A 22,271-nucleotide genomic window follows, 5' to 3' on the forward strand; every position below is an offset into this window, starting at 1 on the left:
ACCTGGCTCAATGGCTAGTAAGCGGCCCGGTAGATTTTCTCGATATCCGCCACGCTGAGCTTGCGCGGGTTGTTACGCATCAACCGTTCGATACCTGCCGCTTCGGCGGCCATGGTGGGAATTGCGCCTTCGGGAATCCCGAAACTGTGAAGCCCTTCCGGGATCTCCACTGCGGCGCAGAGTCGCGTCATCGCCTCGACCGCCTGGTCGGCCGCGTCATTGGCACTCAACCCCGTGATATTCACGCCCATGGCCTGAGCAATGTCCTGCATCCGCTCGACACACGCCAGCTTGTTCCAGTGCATCACATAGGGCAGTAACAGCGCGTTACTCACGCCATGGGCGATATTGAAACGCCCGCCCAGTGGATAAGCCAACGCGTGCACCGCACCCACCCCGGCATTCCCGAACGCCATGCCGGCCATCAGACTGGCGGTGGCCATGTCGTCGCGGGCCTGGAGGTTGGCGGGGTTGGCGTAGGCCTTGGGCAGCGCCTTGGCGATCAGCTTGATTGCGCCGATGGCCAAGGCGTCCGTGATCGGAGAGGCATTCAGCGACAGGTAGGACTCAATGGCATGCACCAGTGCATCTACACCACTGGCGGCGGTGACACTGCGTGGGCAGGTCAGGGTCATTTGCGGGCTGATCAGCGCCACATCCGGCAAAAGGTAGTCGCTGACGATGCCTTTTTTCAGCTGTGCGGCCTTGTCGGAGAGGATCGCCACATTGGTCACCTCCGAGCCGGTGCCGGCCGTAGTCGGGATGGCGATCAGCGGCGGGCCCTTGCGCGGTACCTGGTCGACACCAAACAAGTCGGCCAGGGCGCCATGGTAACCGGCGTAGGCGGCCACACTTTTAGCGATGTCGATGGCACTGCCGCCGCCCAGCCCAATCAGGCCGTCGTGCCCGCCGTCGCGGTAGGCCTGCATGCAGTCTTCGACGATGGCGATTTCCGGGTCGGGCAGCACGCGATCAAAAATTTCGTAGGGGCGTTCACCCAGGTGTTCAAGCGCCAGCGCCACGGTGCCGGATTTGACCAGCACGGCGTCGGTCACGATCAGCGGGTTATCCACATCCAGGCGCGTGAGTTCAAAGGCCAGTTGTTCGATGGCGCCAGCGCCGGTCAGCAATTTGTGGGCGATCTTGAATGAGGAAGTACTCATGTGCGCGGCCTCTTATTAGTCGATGGGCTGGCACAAGAGTAGCTGACCGAAACAGGTTGTCTTTCATTCAGCAGCTGAATGGTCACAGAACCCATGTGGGAGGAGGCTTGCCCCCTCCCACATGGGTTCTGTGCTGGGCTTTAGACTTGGGCAGTACGCAGTTTCTCGCTACGGCCGCGCAGCCATTCCAGGGTCAGCAACAGCAACACCGAGAAGGCAATCAGCAACGTCGCAGCCGCCGCAATAGTGGGGCTGAGGTTTTCGCGGATACCGCTGAACATCTGCCGTGGCAGGGTCGCTTGTTCAGGGCCGGCGAGGAACAGCGTCACCACCACCTCGTCGAACGAGGTCGCGAACGCAAACAGCGCCCCGGAAATCACCCCCGGCGCAATCAACGGCAAGGTCACCCGACGAAACGCAGTCAGTGGCGAAGCCCCCAGGCTGGCCGCAGCACGCACCAGATTGTGATTAAACCCCTGCAACGTCGCCGACACCGTGATGATCACAAAAGGTACACCCAACACCGCGTGCACCACGATCAGCGAGAAAAAGCTGTTACCCAAACCCAGCGGCGCGAAAAACAGGTAGCTGGCCACGCCGATGATCACCACCGGTACCACCATCGGCGAAATCACCAGCGCCATGACCAGTGCTTTGCCGGGGAAATTGCCACGGGTCAGGCCAATCGCCGCCAGCGTACCAAACACCATGGCCAGCACGGTGGCCGCCGGGGCGACGATGATGCTGTTCTTCAGCGCTCGCATCCATTCAGCTGAAGCGAAGAAGTCCTGGTACCAGTGCAGCGAGAAGCCCTGCAACGGGTACACCAGAAAACTGCCGCTGTTGAACGACAGCGGGATGATCACCAGCACGGGCAAGATCAGGAACAGCAGAATCAAGCCGCAGAGGATCCGCAAGCTGTAGAACCAAACCCGCTCAACGGGCGACATATAAGGGCTCAGCATCGCAAGGTCTCCTCAGCTCAGGCGCAGGCGGCTGGCGCCGACCAAACGGTTGTAGATCAGGTACAGCACCACGGTCGCCAGCAGCAGTAAGCCGCCCAACGCCGTCGCCATGCCCCAGTTGATGCTGGTGTTGGTGTAGAAGGCCACGAAGTAGCTGACCATCTGGTCGTTCGGGCTGCCCAACAGTGCCGGGGTGATGTAGTAACCAATCGCCAGGATGAACACCAACAGGCAACCAGCGCCAACGCCGGCGTAGGTCTGCGGGAAGTACACGCGCCAAAAACTGGCGAACGGGTGGCAGCCCAGGGAAATCGCCGCACGCATGTAGGTCGGCGAGATGCCTTTCATCACGCTGTAGATCGGCAGAATCATGAACGGCAGCAGGATGTGCACCATGGAGATGTAGACACCGGTGCGGTTGAACACCAACTCCAGGGGCTTATCGATCAGGCCCATGCCCATCAGCGCACTGTTGATCAGACCGCCGGATTGCAACAGCACGATCCACGCTGCCACTCGCACCAGGATCGAGGTCCAGAACGGCAGCAGCACGAGAATCATCAGCAGGTTGCTTTTACGCGCCGGCAGGTTGGCCAGCAGATACGCCAGGGGATAGGCCAACAACAGGCAGATCACGGTGATCACCAGGCCCATCCAGAAGGTACGGGCAAAGATATCCAGATAGATCGCCTGATCCGGGGTGGCCGGGGCCACTTCGCCGAGGTCGTCGATGCGGTGATCGACGGCCGCCAGCAGGTAGAACGGTGTCAGGCTGCTGGTATTACGCCGGATCGCTTGCCAGTACGCCGGGTCGCCCCAGCGTTCGTCGAGGGTTTCCAGCGCTTCTTTATAGGAGGCAGGCGCTTCGGTGAACGGCAGCGCCCGCGCGGTTTTGGTCAGCAGGCTGCGATAGCCGGCCAGCTCCATGTTCAAGCGTTTGGACAGATCGCCCAGGGTCTGGTTTTTGCGCGCCTCACCCAGGTCTTCACTGAGAGCCTGATACACCGGTTCACCCGGCAGACCACGGCCGTCCCAGGCAGTCACCGCCACCACGGTACGCGGCAGGCCGCCCACCACTTCCGGATTACCTACGCTCTTGAACAAAAGCGCGACGATCGGCACCAGAAACACCAGCAGCAAAAACAGCACCAGCGGTGCAATCAAGGCCTGGGCCTTCCAGCGATTGACCCGCTCGGCACGCGCCAGGCGCTGCTTGAGGGTGGGGCTGTTGACCTCGTTCGAGGGAACGGCGATGGCCATGGCTAACTCCGAAAATCTGAAAGTGACGACAAACCTGTGCCTGGGCTCAGACGCTGTGTTGAGCGGGCATGCCCCGCGCTGGGCGGCGAAGCGGCCCCTCTGACAGTCACCGCGTTCTTTCAGACAGAACACGGCGCCTGGTTTGGGACTGCTTGGCAGTCCAGCGCTGGGCAAGCCCGCTCACCACAAAAGCCCATTGAACACAGCAGGCGGGTTACTTGGCAGCCCAAGAATTGAAGCGCTGCTCAAGCTGCTCGCCGTTGTCCGCCCAGAAGCTCACGTCGATCTGCACCTGGTTGGCGATGTTCTCTGGCGTAGTCGGCATGTCCTTGAGGATGTCCTTGGCCAGCAACGGTACGGCTTGGGTGTTGGCCGGGCCGTAGGCGATGTTTTCCGAGTAGGTCTTCTGCTGCTGCGGTGCGACCGAGAAGGCGATGAATTTCTTCGCCGCTTCTGCGCGATCCTTGGCCAGGCCTTTTGGAATCGCCCATGCATCGAAGTCGTAGATGCCGCCGTTCCACACCACCTTCAGGTTGCTTTCTTTCTGCACGGCAGCGATTCGGCCGTTGTAAGCCGAGCTCATCACCACGTCACCCGATGCGAGGTACTGCGGCGGTTGTGCGCCAGCTTCCCACCATTGGATCGACGGCTTGAGTTCGTCGAGTTTCTTGAACGCTCGGTCTTGGCCATCTTTGCCGGCCAGCACTTTGTAAACGTCCTTCGGCGCTACGCCGTCGGCCATCAAGGCGAATTCCAGGGTGTACTTGGCACCTTTGCGCAGGCCGCGCTTGCCCGGGAATTTCTTGGTGTCCCAGAAATCCGCCCAACTGGTTGGCGCGGAAGCCAGTTTGTCGGCGTTGTACGCCAACACAGTCGACCATACGAAGAAACCCACGCCGCATGGCTGGATCGCACCCTTCACGTAGTTGGCGCTGTCGCCGAACAGTTTCGGGTCCAGCGGTTCGAACATGTCTTCGTCACAACCGCGGGACAGTTCCGGCGATTCCACTTCTACCAGGTCCCAGGACACGCTTTTGGTGTCGACCATGGCTTTGACCTTGGCCATCTCACCGTTGTACTCACCGGCGACGATCTTGCCGTTGCCCGCGCTTTCCCACGGTGCATAGAAGGCCTTGACCTGTGCAGCCTTGTTCGCGCCACCAAAGGACACGACGGTCAGGTCCGGGCCGGCCATGGCCTGTGTCGCGCCCATCAAGCTCAAGGCCAGGACGGAATACTTCAGGGATCTCAACATTGTTGTTCTCTCCACGTGCAGGGTTGGTGAAGCCATGGGGCGATCAATTCGCCTCTAGAAGTGGGTCGAGTGCGCGAACGTGCTCGACTTGCCAGCCAATCGGTACCACGTCGCCGACCGCCAGTGCTGGGTCCAGCTCGGCAATCGGTTGTTTCACAAAAAAATCGGTCTTGCCGCAGACTTCCAGGCGCACACGCACGTGGTCGCCCAGGTAGATAAATTCGGCCACCCGCCCGGAGAAGCGGTTGATGCAGCTTTCGCTGGAGCCATTGAGGCTGACCCGCTCCGGACGCACCGATAGCGTTACAGGGCCACCGATCTGGCCGACATTGATCGCCAGTGCTTCAACCTTCTCGCCCCGCGCCAGCTCGACCACGCAGCGGTCGCCAGTGTGGCTGTGCAAGCGGCCGTTGAGGCGGTTGTTCTCACCAATAAAGTTAGCGACGAAGGTGTTCTTCGGTTCTTCATACAGCTTGCGCGGCGGGGCGATCTGCTGGATCTCGCCCTGATGGAACACCGCCACGCGGTCGGACATGGTCAGGGCTTCACCCTGGTCATGGGTCACGTACACCACTGTCACGCCGAGACGTTGGTGCAGGTGCTTGATCTCCATCTGCATGTGTTCGCGCAATTGCTTGTCGAGAGCGCCGAGCGGTTCATCCATCAGTACCAGTTGCGGTTCGAACACCAACGCGCGGGCCAGGGCCACACGCTGTTGCTGGCCGCCGGACAGTTGCGCCGGGTAGCGCTGGGCGAACGCGTCGAGCTGGACCATGCTCAGTACGCGCTTGACCCGCTCACTGACATCGGTCTTGCTCAAACCGCGCACGGACAATGGAAACGCCAGGTTCTCGGCCACGGTCATGTGCGGGAACAGCGCGTAGTTCTGGAACACCATGCCAATGTCGCGCTTGTGCGGCGGCACGTTGTTGATGGAGCGCCCGGCCAGCTGGATTTCACCGGCAGTCGGCGTCTCAAACCCGGCGAGCATCATTAGGCTGGTGGTCTTGCCCGAACCGGAAGGCCCGAGCAAGGTGAGGAACTCGCCCTTGCGAATTTCCAGGTTGAGGTCTTTGACGATCAGGTTCTCGCCGTCGTAGCTCTTCTGCACGCCACGAAAGCTGACCAGCACATCATTTGAATCCACCTCGCTCATACCCGCACCTTTGTGTTTTGGACTGCTGTGGCACAAGCGTAGTCCAGGCGCGAGGCCCCGGAAATCGGGGGCCAGGAGAGAATTGCATCAGCAGGATGGAAGCTTGGGGGTAGGGATTGCCCTACACGGATGGCGGGGATGGAACAGTGCTGCAGTGCGAAGCGCCGGGAATGGCGTCAGCGGGGTTTGAAGCAGGTCGCAAACAGGCATGTCATCACAACAGCTTGTGTTCCATGGCGTACTTCACCAGCTCAGCCAGGGAGGTGATATTGAGCTTTTGCATCAATCGCGCCTTGTGAGTGCTGATGGTCTTGCTGCTCAGCGCCAGTTGCTGGGCGATGTCATTGACGTTGGCGCCCTGCGCCAAGCGTTCGAACACCGAGAACTCCCGTTCCGACAGCAACGAATGCAATGGCCGGGCGTCGGTCAGACCGACTTCAAACACCATACGGTCGGCCAGGTCCGGGTCTATATAACGCCCGCCGGCCGCGACTTTGCGGATCGCCGTCAGCAACAACGCCGGGTCGCTGTCCTTGGTGGCGTATCCGGCGGCACCGACCTTCAGGGCACGGGCTGCCATTTGCGCTTCGTCGTGCATCGACAGCACCAGGATCGCCGGTGGGTTGCTCAACGCACGGATGCGCGCAATCGCTTCCAGGCCGTTGACGCCGGGCATCGAGATGTCCAGCAACACCACCTCGCACGGCACGTGGCGCAACGTCTCCAGCAACTGCTCGCCATTGCTAGCCTCCCCCACCACCAGCAGGTCTTTGGCCAGGCCGATCAGTTGTTTGATGCCTTCACGAACGATGGTGTGGTCTTCGGCTACCAGTACACGGATCACAGGGACTTCCTCTTGGCGTTATGCATCCAGCGGCACCGTCACACTCAGGGTGGTGCCCTCCCCCAACTCGCTGTGCAGGCTCAATTGCCCGCCCATGATCAGCACCCGCTCGCGCATACCGACCAGGCCAAACGATACCGCACGCCCTTCAGGCTGGACGAAACCCACGCCGTCGTCGCTGATGGTCAACCGCAAATCCGAGCCTTCTATGGCCAGCGTCAGCTCCACAGTATGCGCCTGGGCATGGCGCATCACGTTGGTCAGCGCCTCCTGCAGGATACGAAACAGGCCGATGGCCTTGGCGTCGCTCAGGGTCGGCAGGTTATCCGGCACCTGAACCAGACAGGGAATCTGCGTGCGCGCTTCAAAACGACGGGCTTGCCATTCAACTGCGGAGGCAATGCCAGCATCGAGAATCGGTGGGCGCAGCGCCGTCGCGACGTCCCGCACCAGTTGGAACAGTTGAGCAATCAGGCGCTTCATGCTGTTCAAGCGCTCGTGCAGGCCAGGATCCAGTTGCGCATAAGCCAGCTCGCACATGGACGTTTCCAACTTGAGCACGGTGAGCATCTGACCGAGTTCGTCATGTACTTCCCGGGCGATGCGGGCTTTTTCTTCCTCGCGCACGGTTTCCAGGTGGGCCGACAGTTCGCGTAGTTGCGCTTCGCTTTGCATCAACGCGGCCAGCGTGCGGCGCAACTCGGTGACGTCGTTCAGGTAAACCACCAAGTACTCAGCCTCGGCAAACCGCAAAAAGCTCAACGACACGTTGGCCGGCAGGATGCTGCCGTCGGCGCGCAAACAATCGGTGGCGAAGTTCTGTGGTCCCTCTTCGCTGGCCCGTGCGCGCTTCCACAAATTGAGCCAGCGGTCCATGTCCAGGGTCGGGTCGAGGTCAACCAGCGGCCGCTCGATCAGTGCGCCAGGGGCATAACCGAGCATGCTTTCGGCGGCGTGGTTGGCGTAGCGCACATGACTGTCCCAGTTGACCCACAGGATGCCGACGGTGCTTTGGTCGATGGAAAACTGTGTCAACCGCAGCGCTTCGGCACCAGCAGCGCGGGCGGCGCTTTCTTCACGGGCGGCCAGCAGGCCATGCTCCAACACACGTTGCTGGCGGCGCTGCCAGAACACGGTCGCCAAACTGGCGAGCAGCAGCAGGCTCAGTAACAGGCTGAGGTTCTGCCACAACCCAGGCGACTCCGATAACCGTGGGTATTTGGGTTGCAGCCAGCGGCTATGCAGTTGGTCAAGGTCTCGGGCGGGGATAGCGCCCAAGGCACTTTCCATGATGCCCGCCAGTTCGGGCCAATCGCGCCGTGTGGCCACCCGCAACAATTGCGGCAGACCGATGTCCCCCACCACCGCCAAACCGGCGAACTCGGCCTCGCCGGATAATCGGCTTAATTGCGCTTCATCTACCACGGCATAACGCGCTTGCTGGCTGACCAATAACTGCAAGGCCTGGCGCTCGATGGGCACACCTTGCAGGTTGAGGTTGGGATAAGTGCTGCGCAAGTAATCGGCCACGGCGCTGGGCATGCGCACGGCGACGCGGGATTGATCGTCGAGTTTTTCCAGCTCCACCGCGCCGCCGCCCTCGCGGATGCCGACGATATGCTGGGGCACACGCATGTACGGGTCGCTGAATAACCACAGGCGCAAACCGGCTGGGGTTTGTTGCAGGCCGGGGGCAATGTCCACTTCGTCGTCGCGGACGGCGGCTTCCAGTTGCTCCTGGTTGGGGAAATTGCGCCAGGTCAGCTCGATATTCAGCGCCTTGGCCAGCCACTGCATCAACTCCACATTGGCCCCGGACAAGCGCTGCAAGCGACGGTCGTATTGCGCGTAAGGCAACTGCAGCACTACGCCCACCCGCAATTCCGGGTGCTGGGCCAGCCATTCGCGCTGCTGCGCATTGAGCTGCGCCTGCGGGGCGGCAGGCGTAGGGGAGGCGTTCGCCATCAAGGCGACGCACAAACAGCCGATAACCAGCAGACAGCGAAAACCCATGATCCACGTCTCACATCACTGACAAAAACTGACCAACCCATTAGGCTGCTGGAATCTCTTCTGGCCGGAAATCTACGATGCCCTATCGAAACCGTTCGGCACTGCCAGCATTGTGCCTGTCGCTGCTGTTTACCAGTGCCTTTTCTGTACAGGCCGCCGACGCCACCGCGCCGGCCGACGAAAAACCCGTCGAGCGCCAGCCTCTGCTTGAGCGCAGCCAGGAAGACGCCACCGCGCTGGAGCGCACCATCCCTCAGCAGGAACAGCAACAATTGCAGGCTGGCAGCGACTCATTCCTCGCCCTGTGGAAACCGGCCAACAGCGCCGAACCCGAAGGTGTGGTGATTATCGTACCGGGCAGCGGTGAAAGTGCTGACTGGCCGCAAGCAATCGGCCCGTTGCGGCGCAAATTTCCCGACGCCAATTGGGGCAGCCTCAGCCTGTCATTGCCGGATGTGAGCGTAGATACCCTGCCGCCGCGCGTTATGGAAGCACCCAAAGCCACTGTCGACACCAGCAGCAAAGAAGCGAGCACCGCCGACAAACCGATCGAACAAGCCGCCAGCGCCGAAGCCGAGGGCACCGATCCATCAGTGGTGCCGGGCGCCGACGAGCAGGACAAGACCGACGCCTCGCGCATCTTCGACCGCATCGACGCTGCCGTGGCCTTCGCCCAGACCCAGAACGCACGCAGTGTGGTGCTGCTGGGTCATGGCACAGGCGCCTGGTGGGCCGCGCGTTATCTCACCGAGAAACAACCGTCCCAGGTGCAGAAATTTGTGATGGTCGCGGCGCAGACGCCTAACGGACGCCATCCGGACGTGCAGCAACTGGCGCCCGGCCTGAAACTGCCGACTGCCGATGTCTTCTATCAAGACAACGCGCAGGCACGCAAAAACGCTCAGGCCCGTGCCCAGGCTGCCAAGCGATTGAAGAATGATGGCTATAAGCAGGTTTCATTGAAAACCGTGCCCGGCAATAGCGCAGCCGAGCAGGAGCAGTTGTATCGCAGAATTCGCGGGTGGTTGAGCCCGCAGGCCAGCGCCGACTGAAGAACAGCACAAAAACAATGTGGGAGGGGCTTGCCCCTCTCCCACATCGGAATGTGGTTATCCGTGAAAGAGCGGCATCTAGCGAAAATCCCGGCGCTCGCGAATCAACGAGTAAGCATTGTGTAATTCACGGGTTCGCTCGGTCGCCTCACGCACTTGCGCGAGACTGGCGCCACTACCGGCCACCTTGTCCGGATGGTGACGGCTCAGCAGGCGGCGATAGGCACGTTTGATGACCGACGGCTCGGTGGTAGCGGTGACGCCGAGCAGTCGCAACGCTTCCTGATAGGTCGTGCCTCGATTGACCAGCGGCTTGCGCTCAGGCGTGTAGTCCGCCGCCAAGGCCTGAAGCTGCTGCGGCGTCCAGCCCAACCACTTGCCCCACAGGTTGATCAAGTCGCGCTCGGCATCATCCGCCTTGCCGTCCGCCCAGACCATCCGCCAACAGGCGCGCAACACTCCCTCCGCCGCATGGGGCTGAGCCTTGAGCACGCGCAGATAACTGCGCATACGGTCGGAGCCCGACTTACCGCGATTGAACGCCGCAATCGCGCGGCGCTGGGCGGACTCGGTCATGTCCAGCGAGCGCATCTCCTGACGCGCCTGCTGGATATGCCCGTCCACCACGCGCCCGTTGCTTTTGGCCAGGCGCCCGAGCAATACAAACAACAACTCATCATTGCGCAGCACCGGGCGGCCGCCCATGCGCTCGCGCAACTGAGCCCAGCTGCGCAGTTGCATTCGGCGGTCCAACGCCTGCCCCAACAATGCACCCAACAAGGCCCCCGGAATACTGGCAATGGCAAAGCCAGCCCCGGCGCCGATCAGCGTCCCTGGCCACAACATGCTACTGCCCCGCTGTCAGCAGGGTTTCGACTTGCGCCAAGCGCTCCAGCGTGCCGACATCAATCCAGCGTCCCGCCATGTGTTCCCCCGTTACCTGACCCTTGGCCATCGCCGCACGCAGCAGCGGCGCCAGCTTGAAGGCACCGGCACTGCAACCCGCGAACAACTGGGGGTCGAGCACTGAAATGCCACTGAAGGTCAGGTTATCGGCACCGGGCGTCGCATCATGAAGCAGACCCTCATCAAGGAAGAAATCACCGCCCGAGGGATGATGCGCTGGGTTGTCGACCATCACTAGGTGAGCCAGGCCGCTGAGCGGTTGCTTGAGTTGGGTAAAGTCGTAGTCAGTCCAGATATCGCCATTGACCACCAGAAAAGGCTCGTCCCCCAGCAACGGCAACGCCTGGAAAATCCCACCGCCGGTTTCCAGCGGTTCGCCCTCCGGGGAGTAACGGATGCGTACGCCAAACTGCGCACCATCGCCCAAATAGCTCTCGATCTGCTGGCCGAGCCAGGCGTGGTTGATCACGATATCGGTGAAGCCGGCCTTGGCCAGCGCCTCCAGGTGGTATTCGATCAGACGCTTGCCGCCGGCCTGCACCAGCGGCTTGGGCGTGTGCAAGGTAAGCGGACGCATCCGCTCACCTTTGCCGGCGGCCAGGATCATGGCCTTCATACGCTGGCCTCAGCGGGCTGGCGCAGGCTGGTCAGCAGCTCAGCCAATTCGCTCAACTCCGGGCGATCGGCGAGCACTGCTTCTATATAAGCAAAGAAGCGCGGCACGTCGGCCAAGTAGCGCGGCTTGCCGTCGCGATGGCAAATACGCGCGAAGATGCCAATGACCTTGAGGTGGCGCTGCACACCCATCAGGTCGCTGGCACGCAGGAAGTCATCAAAATCCGGTTGCACCGGGATGCCCGCTTGGCCCGCACGTTCCCAATAACCGCGCTGCCAATCGCGTACGCGCGCCTGGGGCCAACTGAGGAAAGCGTCCTTGAACAGGCAGGTAATGTCATAAGTGACCGGGCCGTAGACCGCGTCCTGGAAATCCAGCACGCCGGGGTTCGGCTCGCTGATCATCAAGTTGCGCGGCATATAGTCGCGATGCACCAGCACTTTCGGCTGCGCCAAGGCGCTGTCGATCAGCCGGTCGCTGACACGCTGCCAGAGGGCTTGTTGTTCTGCATCCAACTCGACACCCAAATGGCGCCGTACGTACCACTCGGGAAAGAGTTCCAGCTCGCGGCGCAACAAGGCGACGTCATAACTGGGCAGTGGTGCGTCCATCGGCAACTGCTGGAATGCCAGCAAGGCGTCGATGGCGTCGGCAAACAGCTGATCGGCGTTTTGTTCGTCAATCACGTCCAGGTAGGTTTTTCTGCCCAGGTCATTGAGCAAAAGAAAGCCGCGCGACAGATCTTCTGCATAAATTTTTGGAACATTTATGCCCGACTTCGCCAGTAAATGGGCGATATCGACGAAGGGTTTGCAGTTTTCCTGGGGGGGTGGAGCGTCCATCACCACGAAAGTCCGGCCGCCACCCTCCCAACGGAAGTAACGCCTGAAACTCGCGTCGCTGCTGGCCGCAGTCAGTGTGGCCGGGGGTACGGAGCCCCAGTCTTGAGCGTTGAAAAGGATCGGCAACTGCTCATCCAGCCAGACTTCCAGCTGTTGTAAACGTAGATCTTGCTCAGGCATTACAAGGGTCTCCGACGGCGCTAGCCGTCAAGCGGGTCATGCTTTATTATCACGCATCTTTTTCAGACCATCGAGAGGCGTGCGGCCCAAACCGCGGGCAGATGGCACGCAGGAAGCCCGGACTAATAAGATGGCATTGAAATCCCCCGCGTTTCGTAGAAAATTTCCGTTGCTGGTAACCGGCAGTCTGCTGGCCATGCAACCCTTCGCCACCTCATTCGTGGTCGCCGCGGAACAGTATGACTGCTCAGTCTCTGCTTCGGGTGCCTGGGATTGCGCGCCGAAAACCGCCGCAGCCCCATTGCCACCGCGCCCGGTGCATGACGGCGCTGCCGTCAGCTCGGCCAACAGCACGGCGCAGGCCGAAGCTGGTGGCACTGCCGCGGCCGAACCCAAGACCGCACTGGTCACAGAATCCAAGGGCCGTGGCCTGCGCTCACGCAGCGCCGACTACAGCCACTTGGACTGGGTACCTCGCGAAAAGTTGACCGCAGCCCAGTTGGCCGAAACCGGTCCTTATTGCGGCGGTGCGTACATCGAGCCGACTCGTCCTGGCATGAACGACAAGACGAACAAGAGCGATGCGCCCACCTTCATCGGTGCTAAGGCCTCTCGTTACGAGCAGGAACAACAAGTCGCGACCCTGGCAGGTGACGTCGTCATGCGCCAGGGCAGCATGCAGCTTGAAGCCGAAGAAGCCAGCCTGTACCAGGCCGAAAGCCGCGGCGAGCTGAACGGCAACGTACGACTGCGTGACAACGGTGCACTGATCGTCGGCGACCACGCCCAGGTTCAGTTGGACACCGGCGCGGCCCAGATCGACAACGCTGAATACGTGCTGCACAAGTCGCGTATCCGCGGTAACGCGCTGTACGCCAAGCGCGCCGAAAACGCGATCATCCGTCTCAAGGACGGTACGTACACCACCTGCGAGCCGGACAGCAACGCCTGGCAGCTTCGAGGCAACAACATCACGTTGAACCCAGCCACCGGTTTCGGTACGGCCACCAACGCGACGTTGCGGATCAAGAACATCCCGATCCTGTACACCCCTTACATCTATTTCCCGATCGACGACCGTCGTCAGTCCGGCTTCCTGCCGCCGAGCTTCAGCACCGGCAGCGAAACCGGCTTCACCCTGGTTACGCCGTACTACTTCAACCTGGCGCCGAACTACGACGCCACGTTGTACCCGCAATACATGACCAAGCGCGGCATGATGATGGAAGGCGAATTCCGCTACCTCACCAAGTCCAGCGAAGGCCAGTTCGGCGGCGCGTACCTCAACGACGACAACGACGAACGCAAACTGCAGACCGATTACGAAAAAACCCGCTACATGCTCAATTGGCAGCATAAAGGCGGGTTGGATTCGCGTGTACTGACCCAGGTCGACTACACAAAAATCAGCGACCCTTATTACTTCCAGGACCTCAAGTCCTATCAGGAAGGTGTCGAGAGCCGGGACTACGTCAACCAGCAGGGCTCCGTGAGTTATCGCGGCGACTCCTACCAGGCGCGCTTGAATGTCCAGGCTTACCAGCTGGCCACGATCTCCCAGATCACACCGTATGACCGACTGCCACAGATCACCTTCAATGGTCAGTTGCCATACCACCCAGGTGGTTTGAACTTCAGCTACGAAACCGAAGCAGTTCGGTTTGAACGCAGCCTGGAAAGCGGCAACTTTATCAATGAAAACGGTGATTCCGAGCGTCGCCTGGACACTTACGTCAACGGTCTGACCCGTGCAAACGGTACTCGCCTGAACGTAGCGCCAGCCGTTTCATACCCGATGAACTGGACCTACGGCTTTGTGACGCCGAAGCTCAAGTACGTCTACACCAAGTACGATCTTGACCTGGACAACAAAGGCAAGAACGACATCATCGCTGCACAAGCTGCAGCCGCGACAGCTGGCACCCAATATGCCGGCGGCACGTTCAAAAGCTCTCAGGATCGCGCAATTCCTGTAGCCAGCGTCGACAGCGGCCTGTACTTCGATCGCAATACCAACTGGTTCGGCAAAGACTATCGCCAGACCCTTGAACCGCGCGCGTTCTACCTGTACGTGCCGAACAAGGACCAGGCCGATATTCCGGTGTTCGACACCAGCGAGTACTCGTTCAGCTACGCGTCATTGTTCCGCGACAACCGCTTCAGCGGCTCCGACCGTATCGGCGACGAAAACAAGCTGTCTCTTGGCTTGACCAGCCGCTGGATCGAAGAAAACGGCTTCGAGCGTCAACGCGTGTCCGTGGGCCAAGCTGTGTACTTCAAGGATCGTGAAGTTCAACTGCCGGGTATCCTGGCCGCCGACCGTGCCGATGCACAGTCCGACGTGTCCCCGGTTGCCCTGGACTACGAGTTCCGCTTCAACCGCGACTGGCGCGCCACGGCCGACTACAACTGGGACACCGAAGAGCACAGCCCTCGCTCCGGCAGCGCGATGCTTCACTACCAGCCGGAAGACAACCCGAACAAGATCATCAACGTTGGTTACCGCTATCGTAACGACCAGGTTGTCTACAACCAGTTGACCGGTAAGTGGCAGTTCGGTGGCGACTACGGTCAGCCAGGCGACCAGAACTACGTGAAGGATTACTACAAAATCCAACAACACGACTTCTCGATGATGTGGCCGATCATTCCCCAGTGGAACCTGATCACCCGCTGGCAGTATGACTACGCACGCAACCGTACCCTGGAAGCCTTTGGTGGTTTCGAGTACGACAACTGCTGCTGGAAACTGCGCGTCATCAACCGTTACTGGGTTTCCAACGACGAATACAGCCAGATCGCCCCGCTGAACGAAAAGGGTGACCACGGGCTCTTCCTGCAGATCGTCCTCAAAGGACTCGGCGGCCTGACCGGCGCCAAGGTAGAGAGCTTCCTCGACAAAGGCATTGAAGGTTATCGTGAACGTGAAGACCAAGCTTTCTGATTGTCTGCGCCCGCTAGTGCTGGGCGCACTGTTCCTGGGGACCGCATCGGCACACGCTGCGGTTCAACAGCTGGATAAGGTAGTGGCCATCGTCGATAACGACGTGATCATGCAGAGCCAACTGGACCAACGGGTCAAGGAAGTTCAGCAAACCATCGCCAAGCGTGGCGGTGGTGTACCGCCTACCAGCGTCCTGGACCAACAGGTACTTGAACGCTTGATCGTCGAAAACCTGCAACTGCAGATCGGTGATCGTTCCGGTATTCGTATTTCGGACGAAGAGCTGAACCAGGCCGTCGGCACCATCGCTCAACGCAATAACATGAGCATCGACCAGTTCCGCTCAGCCCTGGCCCGCGACGGTCTTTCGTACGAAGACGCCCGCGACCAGATCCGCCGCGAGATGATCATCAGCCGTGTGCGTCAGCGTCGTGTTGCCGAGCGAGTGCAGGTGTCCGAGCAGGAAGTGAAGAACTTCCTGGCCTCCGACCTGGGCAAGATGCAGCTTTCCGAAGAACTGCACCTGGCCAATATCCTGATCCCGACCCCGGACAGTGCCAACTCCGAGCAACTGAATGCGGCGGCGGCGAAAACCCAAGCTATCTATGATCGCCTGAAAGGCGGTGCTGACTTTGCTCAGATGGCCATTGCCCAGTCCGGCAGCGACAACGCCCTTGAAGGCGGCGATATGGGCTGGCGTAAAGCCGCTCAACTGCCACCTCCGTTCGACCGTGAACTGAGTGCCATGGAAGTGGGCGGTATCACCCAGCCAGCCCGCACCCCAGGTGGCTTCATTATCCTGAAGTTGCTGGAACGTCGCGGTGGCGAGACCTCGCTGAAAGACGAGGTTCATGTTCGTCATATCCTGGTCAAACCAAGCGAAATCCGTACCGAGGCGCAAACCAAGGAGCTGGCCCAGAAGATCTATGACCGCATCGAAAGCGGTGAAGACTTCGCCACCTTGGCCAAGAGCTTTTCGGAAGACCCAGGTTCAGCCCTCAACGGCGGCGACCTGAATTGGATCGACCCGAAAGCACTGGTACCCGAGTTCCAACAGGTAATGGCCGATACTCCGCAAGGCGTACTGTCCAAGCCGTTCAAGACCCAATATGGCTGGCATGTACTGGAAGTCCTTGGCCGCCGCGCCACTGACAACACCAGCCAGGCCCGCGAGCAACAAGCGCTGAACGTACTGCGTAACCGCAAGTACGACGAAGAGCTGCAAACCTGGTTGCGTCAGATCCGTGACGAAGCCTACGTGGAAAACAAGCTGCCAGGCGCCGAGCAAACAGGCACCGACCAGGCAGCCCAGTGAAACCAAAGCGTTTCGCGGTAACACCCGGCGAGCCGGCCGGCATTGGTCCAGACCTTTGCCTGCTGCTCGCCTCGCAGCCTCAGCCATACCCTCTGATTGCCATTACCAGCCGCGACCTGCTCCTTGAGCGGGCCGCGCAACTGAGTGTGGCTATCAACCTGCTGGACGTGGCGCCGGGCAACTGGCCTGACCTGCCGGCGCCCGCGGGCAGCCTCTATGTGTGGGACACCCCGCTGCAGGCCAAGGTGGTTGCAGGGCGACTGGACAAGGCCAATGCGGCGTTTGTGCTCGAAACCCTGACTCGTGCGGGGCAAGGCTGCATCGACGGTGATTTCGCCGGCATGATCACCGCACCGGTCCACAAGGGCGTGATCAACGAATCCGGCATCGCCTTTTCCGGCCACACCGAATTCCTCGCCGAACTGACACACACTGAACAAGTCGTGATGATGTTGGCCACACGCGGCCTGCGTGTCGCCCTGGTGACTACGCACCTGCCGCTGCGTGACGTCGCAGACGCCATCACCGCCGAACGCGTGGAGCGCGTCACGCGCATCCTGCACGCCGACCTGCAGCAAAAATTCGGCATCGCTCAACCGCGTATCCTGGTCTGTGGGCTCAACCCCCATGCAGGTGAAGGCGGGCACTTGGGCCATGAAGAAATCGACATCATCGAACCAACCCTGGAGCGTCTGCGCCAAGAAGGCATGGACCTGCGTGGCCCACTGCCAGCGGACACTCTGTTTACCCCCAAATATCTGGAGCACTGCGACGCAGTGTTGGCGATGTACCATGACCAGGGGCTGCCGGTGCTGAAATACAAAGGCTTCGGCGCCGCCGTCAACGTGACACTGGGCCTGCCGATCATCCGCACCTCCGTCGACCATGGCACTGCCCTGGACTTGGCGGGCAGCGGCAAGATCGATACCGGCAGCCTGCACGTGGCCCTGGAAACCGCCTATCAGATGGCCGAGACCCGTATATGACTGAGCATTACCAACACCGGGCGCGCAAGCGCTTCGGGCAAAACTTCCTGCACGACGCTGGCGTGATCGACCGCATCCTGCGCTCCATCCATGCCAAGCCCGAAGACCGCCTGCTGGAAATCGGCCCAGGCCAGGGCGCATTGACCCAAGGCCTGCTGGCCAGCGGTGGCCAGCTGGACGTGGTTGAACTGGACAAGGATCTGATCCCTATCCTCAACCAGCAGTTCGCCGGAAAATCCAACTTCAACCTGCACCAAGGCGATGCACTGAAGTTCGACTTCAACTCCCTCAACGCCGCGCCTAATAGCCTGCGCGTGGTCGGTAACCTGCCGTACAACATCTCCACACCGCTGATTTTCCACCTGCTGAACAACGCCGGGATCATCCGCGACATGCACTTCATGCTGCAGAAAGAAGTGGTGGAACGCCTGGCCGCAGGCCCAGGTGGTGGTGATTGGGGCCGTCTGTCGATCATGGTTCAGTACCACTGCCGCGTTGAACACCTGTTCAACGTGGGTCCGGGTGCATTCAACCCGCCGCCAAAGGTCGACTCGGCCATTGTGCGCCTGGTACCGCATGCCGTTCTGCCCCACCCGGCCAAGGACCACAAGTTGCTGGAACGTGTCGTGCGCGAAGCGTTCAACCAACGCCGCAAGACCCTTCGCAACACGCTCAAGGCCCTATTGAGCCAAGCTGAAATCGAAGCCGCCGGCGTCGACGGTAGCCTGCGTCCCGAGCAACTGGACCTGGCCGCGTTCGTGCGCCTGGCAGACCAGCTTGCCATCCAGCCTGCTCCAGCAGTCGACTGAAGCACCCAGGCATGGCCAGACACATGTCTGGCCTAGTGCCCACCTCTTGGCCTAGACTGATCCGCATCTGCTGTCCTCCGCTTTTGCTTTTAAGGCCTCTTGCATGTCCGATCCTCGCTACCAGATCGACGTCAGCGTCGTGACCCGCTTCCTGGCGGACCAATCGCAACCTGAACAGAACCGCTTTGCCTTTGCCTACACCATCACGGTGAAGAACAACGGGCAGGTGCCGGCCAAGTTGCTATCACGCCATTGGGTAATCACCGACGGTGACGGCCAAGTGGAAGAAGTGCGCGGCGCAGGCGTGGTTGGCCAGCAACCGCTGATCGACATTGGCGCCAGCCACACCTACAGCAGCGGCACGGTGATGACCTCCAAGGTCGGCACCATGCAAGGCTCGTATCAGATGAAAGCCACCGATGGCCAACTGTTCGACGCCATCATCAAGCCATTTCGCCTTGCCGTACCGGGAGCCCTGCACTGATGGCGACCTACGCAGTCGGCGACCTGCAAGGCTGCCTGGAGCCGCTCAAGTGCCTGCTTGAGCGCGTGAGCTTCGACCCGGCCAATGATCGGCTTTGGCTGGTCGGTGATCTGGTCAATCGCGGCCCTGAGTCCCTGGAAACCCTGCGCTACTTATATAGCCTGCGTGATTCCCTGGTGTGCGTGCTGGGCAACCATGACCTGCACTTGTTGGCGGCCGGCAATAATATCGAGCGCCTGAAAAAGGGCGACACCCTGCGGGAAATTCTCGAAGCGCCCGACCGAGCCGAGCTGCTCGACTGGCTGCGCCGGCAAAAGATCGTGCATTACGACGAAGGCCGCAACATGGCCCTCGTGCATGCGGGTATCCCGCCGCAATGGACGCTGAAGAAAGCCCTTAAGTGCGCAGCCGAAGTCGAAAGTGCCTTGGCCGATGACAGCCTGTACACCACCTACCTGGACGGCATGTACGGCAACGAACCGGTGAAGTGGGATAACGACCTGACGGGCGTCGCCCGCCTGCGGGTGATCACCAACTACTTCACACGCATGCGCTTCTGTACCGCCGAGGGCAAGCTGGACCTCAAGAGCAAAGAAGGTGCCGACACCGCCCTGCCCGGCTACAAGCCGTGGTTTGCCCATAAGGAACGCAAGACCCGTGATACGAAGATCATCTTCGGCCACTGGGCCGCCCTGGAAGGCAAGTGCAACGAACCCGGCGTATTCGCCCTCGACACCGGTTGCGTGTGGGGCGGCGCCATGACCCTGATGAACATCGACACTGGCGAGCGCCACAGCTGCCAGTGTGAATCTCCCCTTCCCATTACACTGCCGGCTGCCGCCAAGCGCTAGACGCTAAGCGCCGCCAAGACAAGGAGCCCGCCATGAGCGAATTCAAACGTATCCCTCCCGAACAAGCCCAAGCCCTGCGCGAGCAAGGCGCGGTGGTGGTTGATATCCGCGACCAGCCTACTTACTCGGCAGCCCATATCACCGGCGCCCAGCATCTGGATAACGTTAACATCGCCGACTTCATCCGCGCCGCCGACCTCGACGCGCCACTGATCGTGGCCTGCTACCACGGCAACTCCAGCCAAAGCGCCGCCGCCTACCTGATCAGCCAAGGCTTCTCCGACGTCTACAGCCTGGACGGTGGTTTTGAGCTGTGGCGTACGACCTATCCTGCAGAAATTTCTTCGGGCGATTCGCAATAAATATTTTCAAACCCCGCTACCCCGCGTGACGCTTGGGCTCGCGCCGTTTCTGACGAACGGCGCAGGCAAACTAATTGCGTATCACGCCTTGACCTCCCAGATTCCGAACTATCCTTAAGCGCAGGCCATCCGAATCAGGGGAGAGCCGGTACACCGGCGTGCGGGTCATCGGTAGCGTTTAGGGTGTTCTGGGGGGAAAACGGCCATTGGCGATCGTCAATGACTGCCAGCATCGACTGATAGATCCGGCGTCGGCTCCACGTATCGAGCGAGGTGACGACGTCATGAGTATCTTTAGCCACTTCCAACAACGCTTCGCGTCCACACAGCAGGAAGAACTCACGCTGCAAGAGTATCTTGAGCTGTGCAAGCAGGACCGCAGCACCTACGCATCTGCCGCCGAGCGCCTGCTATTGGCGATTGGTGAGCCGGAGCTGGTGGAAACCGCCAATAATTCGCGCCTGTCGCGAATATTCTCCAACAAGGTGATCCGCCGCTACCCGGCCTTTGAAGACTTCCACGGAATGGAAGAATGCATTGATCAGATCGTCTCCTACTTCCGCCATGCCGCCCAAGGCCTGGAAGAGAAGAAACAGATCCTCTATCTGCTCGGCCCTGTCGGCGGCGGTAAATCGTCCCTGGCCGAAAAGCTCAAACAGCTGATCGAGAAAGTGCCCTTCTACGCGATCAAGGGCTCGCCGGTCTTCGAGTCGCCACTGGGCCTGTTCAACGCCACGGAAGATGGCGCGATCCTCGAAGAAGACTTCGGCATCCCACGCCGCTACCTCAACACCATCATGTCGCCCTGGGCCACCAAGCGCCTGGCCGAGTTTGGCGGTGACATCAGCCAGTTCCGCGTGGTGAAACTCTACCCCTCGATCCTCAACCAGATCGGCGTTGCCAAGACCGAGCCGGGCGATGAGAACAACCAGGATATTTCGGCGCTGGTGGGTAAGGTCGATATCCGCAAACTCGAAGAATTCCCGCAAAACGACGCCGACGCCTACAGCTACTCGGGCGCACTGTGCCGGGCCAACCAAGGCCTGATGGAATTCGTGGAAATGTTCAAGGCACCGATCAAAGTGCTGCACCCACTGCTTACCGCGACCCAGGAAGGTAACTACAACAGCACCGAAGGCTTGGGCGCGATTCCGTTCACCGGGATCCTGCTGGCCCACTCCAACGAATCGGAATGGCACACCTTCCGTAACAACAAGAACAACGAAGCCTTCATCGACCGGATCTACATCGTCAAGGTGCCTTACTGCCTGCGAGTCAGCGATGAGATCAAGATCTACGACAAGCTACTGTTCAACAGCTCCCTGGCGAAGGCCCATTGCGCACCCGACACCCTGAAGATGCTCGCCCAGTTCACCGTGCTGTCGCGCCTCAAGGAGCCGGAGAACTCGAACATCTACTCGAAGATGCGCGTGTACGACGGTGAAAACCTCAAGGACACCGACCCTAAAGCCAAGTCAATCCAGGAATACCGCGACACGGCAGGCGTGGATGAAGGCATGAACGGCCTATCGACGCGCTTTGCGTTCAAGATCCTGTCCAAAGTCTTCAACTTCGACCCGCACGAGATCGCCGCCAACCCCGTGCACCTGCTCTATGTGCTGGAGCAGCAGATCGAACAGGAACAGTTCCAGGCGGAAACCCGTGAACGCTACCTGCGCTTCCTCAAGGAGTACCTCGCGCCGCGCTACATCGAGTTTATTGGCAAGGAAATCCAGACCGCGTACCTGGAGTCCTACAGCGAGTACGGCCAGAACATTTTCGACCGCTACGTGCTGTATGCGGACTTCTGGATCCAGGACCAGGAATACCGCGACCCGGAAACCGGCGAGATCCTCAACCGCGTAGCCCTCAACGAGGAATTGGAAAAGATCGAGAAACCCGCTGGCATCAGCAATCCGAAGGATTTCCGCAACGAGATCGTCAACTTCGTACTGCGTGCCCGCGCCAACAACAACGGCAAGAACCCTACCTGGCTCAGCTACGAGAAGCTGCGGGTGGTCATCGAGAAGAAAATGTTCTCCAACACCGAGGATCTGCTACCGGTCATCAGCTTCAATGCCAAGGCCAGCAAGGAGGACCAGCAAAAACACAACGACTTCGTCACACGAATGGTCGAGCGTGGCTACACCGACAAACAGGTACGACTGCTCTCCGAGTGGTATCTGCGGGTTCGCAAATCGCAGTAAGGCAGCGATAGGCGTGCACTGCCAGGTCATGGGCCTGGCAGTTGACCGCTTGTCTCTAAGC

19 protein-coding genes are annotated in these 22,271 nt (G+C 60.3%); 9 read left to right on the top strand and 10 right to left on the bottom strand.

Annotated features, from left to right (window positions below):
- Positions 1-14: 14 nt before the first annotated feature.
- The 7 genes from CKW32_RS11835 to CKW32_RS11865 all read right to left on the bottom strand — a co-directional run bounded on the left by CKW32_RS11835 (position 15) and on the right by CKW32_RS11865 (position 8,656).
- Positions 15-1,163, bottom strand: a complete 1,149-nt coding sequence (locus tag CKW32_RS11835) for an iron-containing alcohol dehydrogenase (protein WP_032883843.1) — start codon at positions 1,161-1,163, stop codon at positions 15-17.
- 140 nt (positions 1,164-1,303) lie between these two features.
- The gene (locus CKW32_RS11840; RefSeq protein WP_017739612.1) at positions 1,304-2,128 is read right to left on the bottom strand and encodes an ABC transporter permease; all 825 of its coding nucleotides are present in this window, start codon (positions 2,126-2,128) and stop codon (positions 1,304-1,306) included.
- A 12-nt stretch (positions 2,129-2,140) separates the two neighbouring features.
- Complete coding sequence (locus CKW32_RS11845; protein WP_032883844.1) at positions 2,141-3,388, bottom strand: ABC transporter permease; 1,248 nt, start codon at positions 3,386-3,388, stop codon at positions 2,141-2,143.
- Between the two features lie 214 nt (positions 3,389-3,602).
- Positions 3,603-4,643, bottom strand: a complete 1,041-nt coding sequence (locus CKW32_RS11850; protein WP_032883845.1) for an ABC transporter substrate-binding protein — start codon at positions 4,641-4,643, stop codon at positions 3,603-3,605.
- A 43-nt stretch (positions 4,644-4,686) separates the two neighbouring features.
- Positions 4,687-5,799 (bottom strand): ABC transporter ATP-binding protein, encoded by a 1,113-nt coding sequence (locus tag CKW32_RS11855; protein WP_095185037.1) that lies wholly within the window; start codon positions 5,797-5,799, stop codon positions 4,687-4,689.
- A gap of 214 nt (positions 5,800-6,013) precedes the next feature.
- Positions 6,014-6,643, bottom strand: coding sequence for a response regulator transcription factor (locus tag CKW32_RS11860; protein ID WP_032883847.1), 630 nt, complete (start codon positions 6,641-6,643; stop codon positions 6,014-6,016).
- An 18-nt stretch (positions 6,644-6,661) separates the two neighbouring features.
- Positions 6,662-8,656 carry a histidine kinase gene (locus CKW32_RS11865; RefSeq protein WP_032883848.1) on the bottom strand — a complete coding sequence of 665 codons (1,995 nt, stop codon included), beginning with the start codon at positions 8,654-8,656 and terminating at the stop codon, positions 6,662-6,664.
- Positions 8,657-8,733: 77 nt separating this feature from the next.
- Between CKW32_RS11865 and CKW32_RS11870 the strand changes: the two genes are divergently transcribed.
- Positions 8,734-9,708, top strand: coding sequence for an alpha/beta hydrolase family protein (locus tag CKW32_RS11870; RefSeq protein WP_095185038.1), 975 nt, complete (start codon positions 8,734-8,736; stop codon positions 9,706-9,708).
- Between the two features lie 78 nt (positions 9,709-9,786).
- On the opposite strand, the gene CKW32_RS11875 is transcribed toward CKW32_RS11870, so the two are convergent.
- The 3 genes from CKW32_RS11875 to CKW32_RS11885 are packed head-to-tail and all read right to left on the bottom strand — an operon-like array spanning position 9,787 to position 12,252.
- Complete coding sequence (locus CKW32_RS11875) at positions 9,787-10,554, bottom strand: TerB family tellurite resistance protein (protein WP_032883850.1); 768 nt, start codon at positions 10,552-10,554, stop codon at positions 9,787-9,789.
- 1 nt (position 10,555) lies between these two features.
- Positions 10,556-11,230 (bottom strand): N-acetylmuramate alpha-1-phosphate uridylyltransferase MurU, encoded by a 675-nt coding sequence (gene murU / locus CKW32_RS11880; RefSeq protein ID WP_032883851.1) that lies wholly within the window; start codon positions 11,228-11,230, stop codon positions 10,556-10,558.
- Positions 11,227-12,252, bottom strand: a complete 1,026-nt coding sequence (locus CKW32_RS11885; protein WP_032883852.1) for an aminoglycoside phosphotransferase family protein — start codon at positions 12,250-12,252, stop codon at positions 11,227-11,229. The genes murU and CKW32_RS11885 overlap by 4 nt, the downstream gene beginning before the upstream one ends.
- 130 nt (positions 12,253-12,382) lie before the next feature.
- On the opposite strand from CKW32_RS11885, the gene CKW32_RS11890 reads away from it, so the two are divergent.
- The 8 genes from CKW32_RS11890 to CKW32_RS11925 all read left to right on the top strand — a co-directional run bounded on the left by CKW32_RS11890 (position 12,383) and on the right by CKW32_RS11925 (position 22,210).
- On the top strand, positions 12,383-15,196 hold the full coding sequence (locus tag CKW32_RS11890; protein WP_095185039.1) for an LPS-assembly protein LptD: 2,814 nt from the start codon (positions 12,383-12,385) through the stop codon (positions 15,194-15,196).
- A complete protein-coding gene (locus CKW32_RS11895) occupies positions 15,171-16,511 on the top strand; it encodes a peptidylprolyl isomerase (RefSeq protein WP_032883854.1) in 1,341 nt (446 codons plus the stop codon). Before CKW32_RS11890 ends, CKW32_RS11895 begins: the two co-directional genes overlap by 26 nt.
- Positions 16,508-17,497: a 4-hydroxythreonine-4-phosphate dehydrogenase PdxA gene (gene pdxA / locus CKW32_RS11900; RefSeq protein WP_095185040.1), complete on the top strand. Its 990-nt coding sequence runs from the start codon at positions 16,508-16,510 to the stop codon at positions 17,495-17,497. Before CKW32_RS11895 ends, pdxA begins: the two co-directional genes overlap by 4 nt.
- Entirely contained in the window at positions 17,494-18,306 is an 813-nt protein-coding gene (gene rsmA / locus CKW32_RS11905; RefSeq protein ID WP_095185041.1) for a 16S rRNA (adenine(1518)-N(6)/adenine(1519)-N(6))-dimethyltransferase RsmA, read from the top strand. Before pdxA ends, rsmA begins: the two co-directional genes overlap by 4 nt.
- A 103-nt stretch (positions 18,307-18,409) precedes the next feature.
- Positions 18,410-18,790, top strand: coding sequence for a Co2+/Mg2+ efflux protein ApaG (gene apaG / locus CKW32_RS11910; RefSeq protein ID WP_032883857.1), 381 nt, complete (start codon positions 18,410-18,412; stop codon positions 18,788-18,790).
- Complete coding sequence (locus CKW32_RS11915; RefSeq protein WP_095185042.1) at positions 18,790-19,641, top strand: symmetrical bis(5'-nucleosyl)-tetraphosphatase; 852 nt, start codon at positions 18,790-18,792, stop codon at positions 19,639-19,641. Before apaG ends, CKW32_RS11915 begins: the two co-directional genes overlap by 1 nt.
- 32 nt (positions 19,642-19,673) lie before the next feature.
- Positions 19,674-20,003, top strand: a complete 330-nt coding sequence (glpE, locus tag CKW32_RS11920) for a thiosulfate sulfurtransferase GlpE (protein WP_032883859.1) — start codon at positions 19,674-19,676, stop codon at positions 20,001-20,003.
- 284 nt (positions 20,004-20,287) lie between these two features.
- Positions 20,288-22,210 carry a PrkA family serine protein kinase gene (locus tag CKW32_RS11925; RefSeq protein ID WP_003194732.1) on the top strand — a complete coding sequence of 641 codons (1,923 nt, stop codon included), beginning with the start codon at positions 20,288-20,290 and terminating at the stop codon, positions 22,208-22,210.
- The last annotated feature ends 61 nt before the right edge of the window (positions 22,211-22,271 follow it).

It is taken from the genome of Pseudomonas sp. Irchel 3H9, from assembly GCF_900187495.1.
GTDB lineage: Bacteria > Pseudomonadota > Gammaproteobacteria > Pseudomonadales > Pseudomonadaceae > Aquipseudomonas > Aquipseudomonas sivasensis.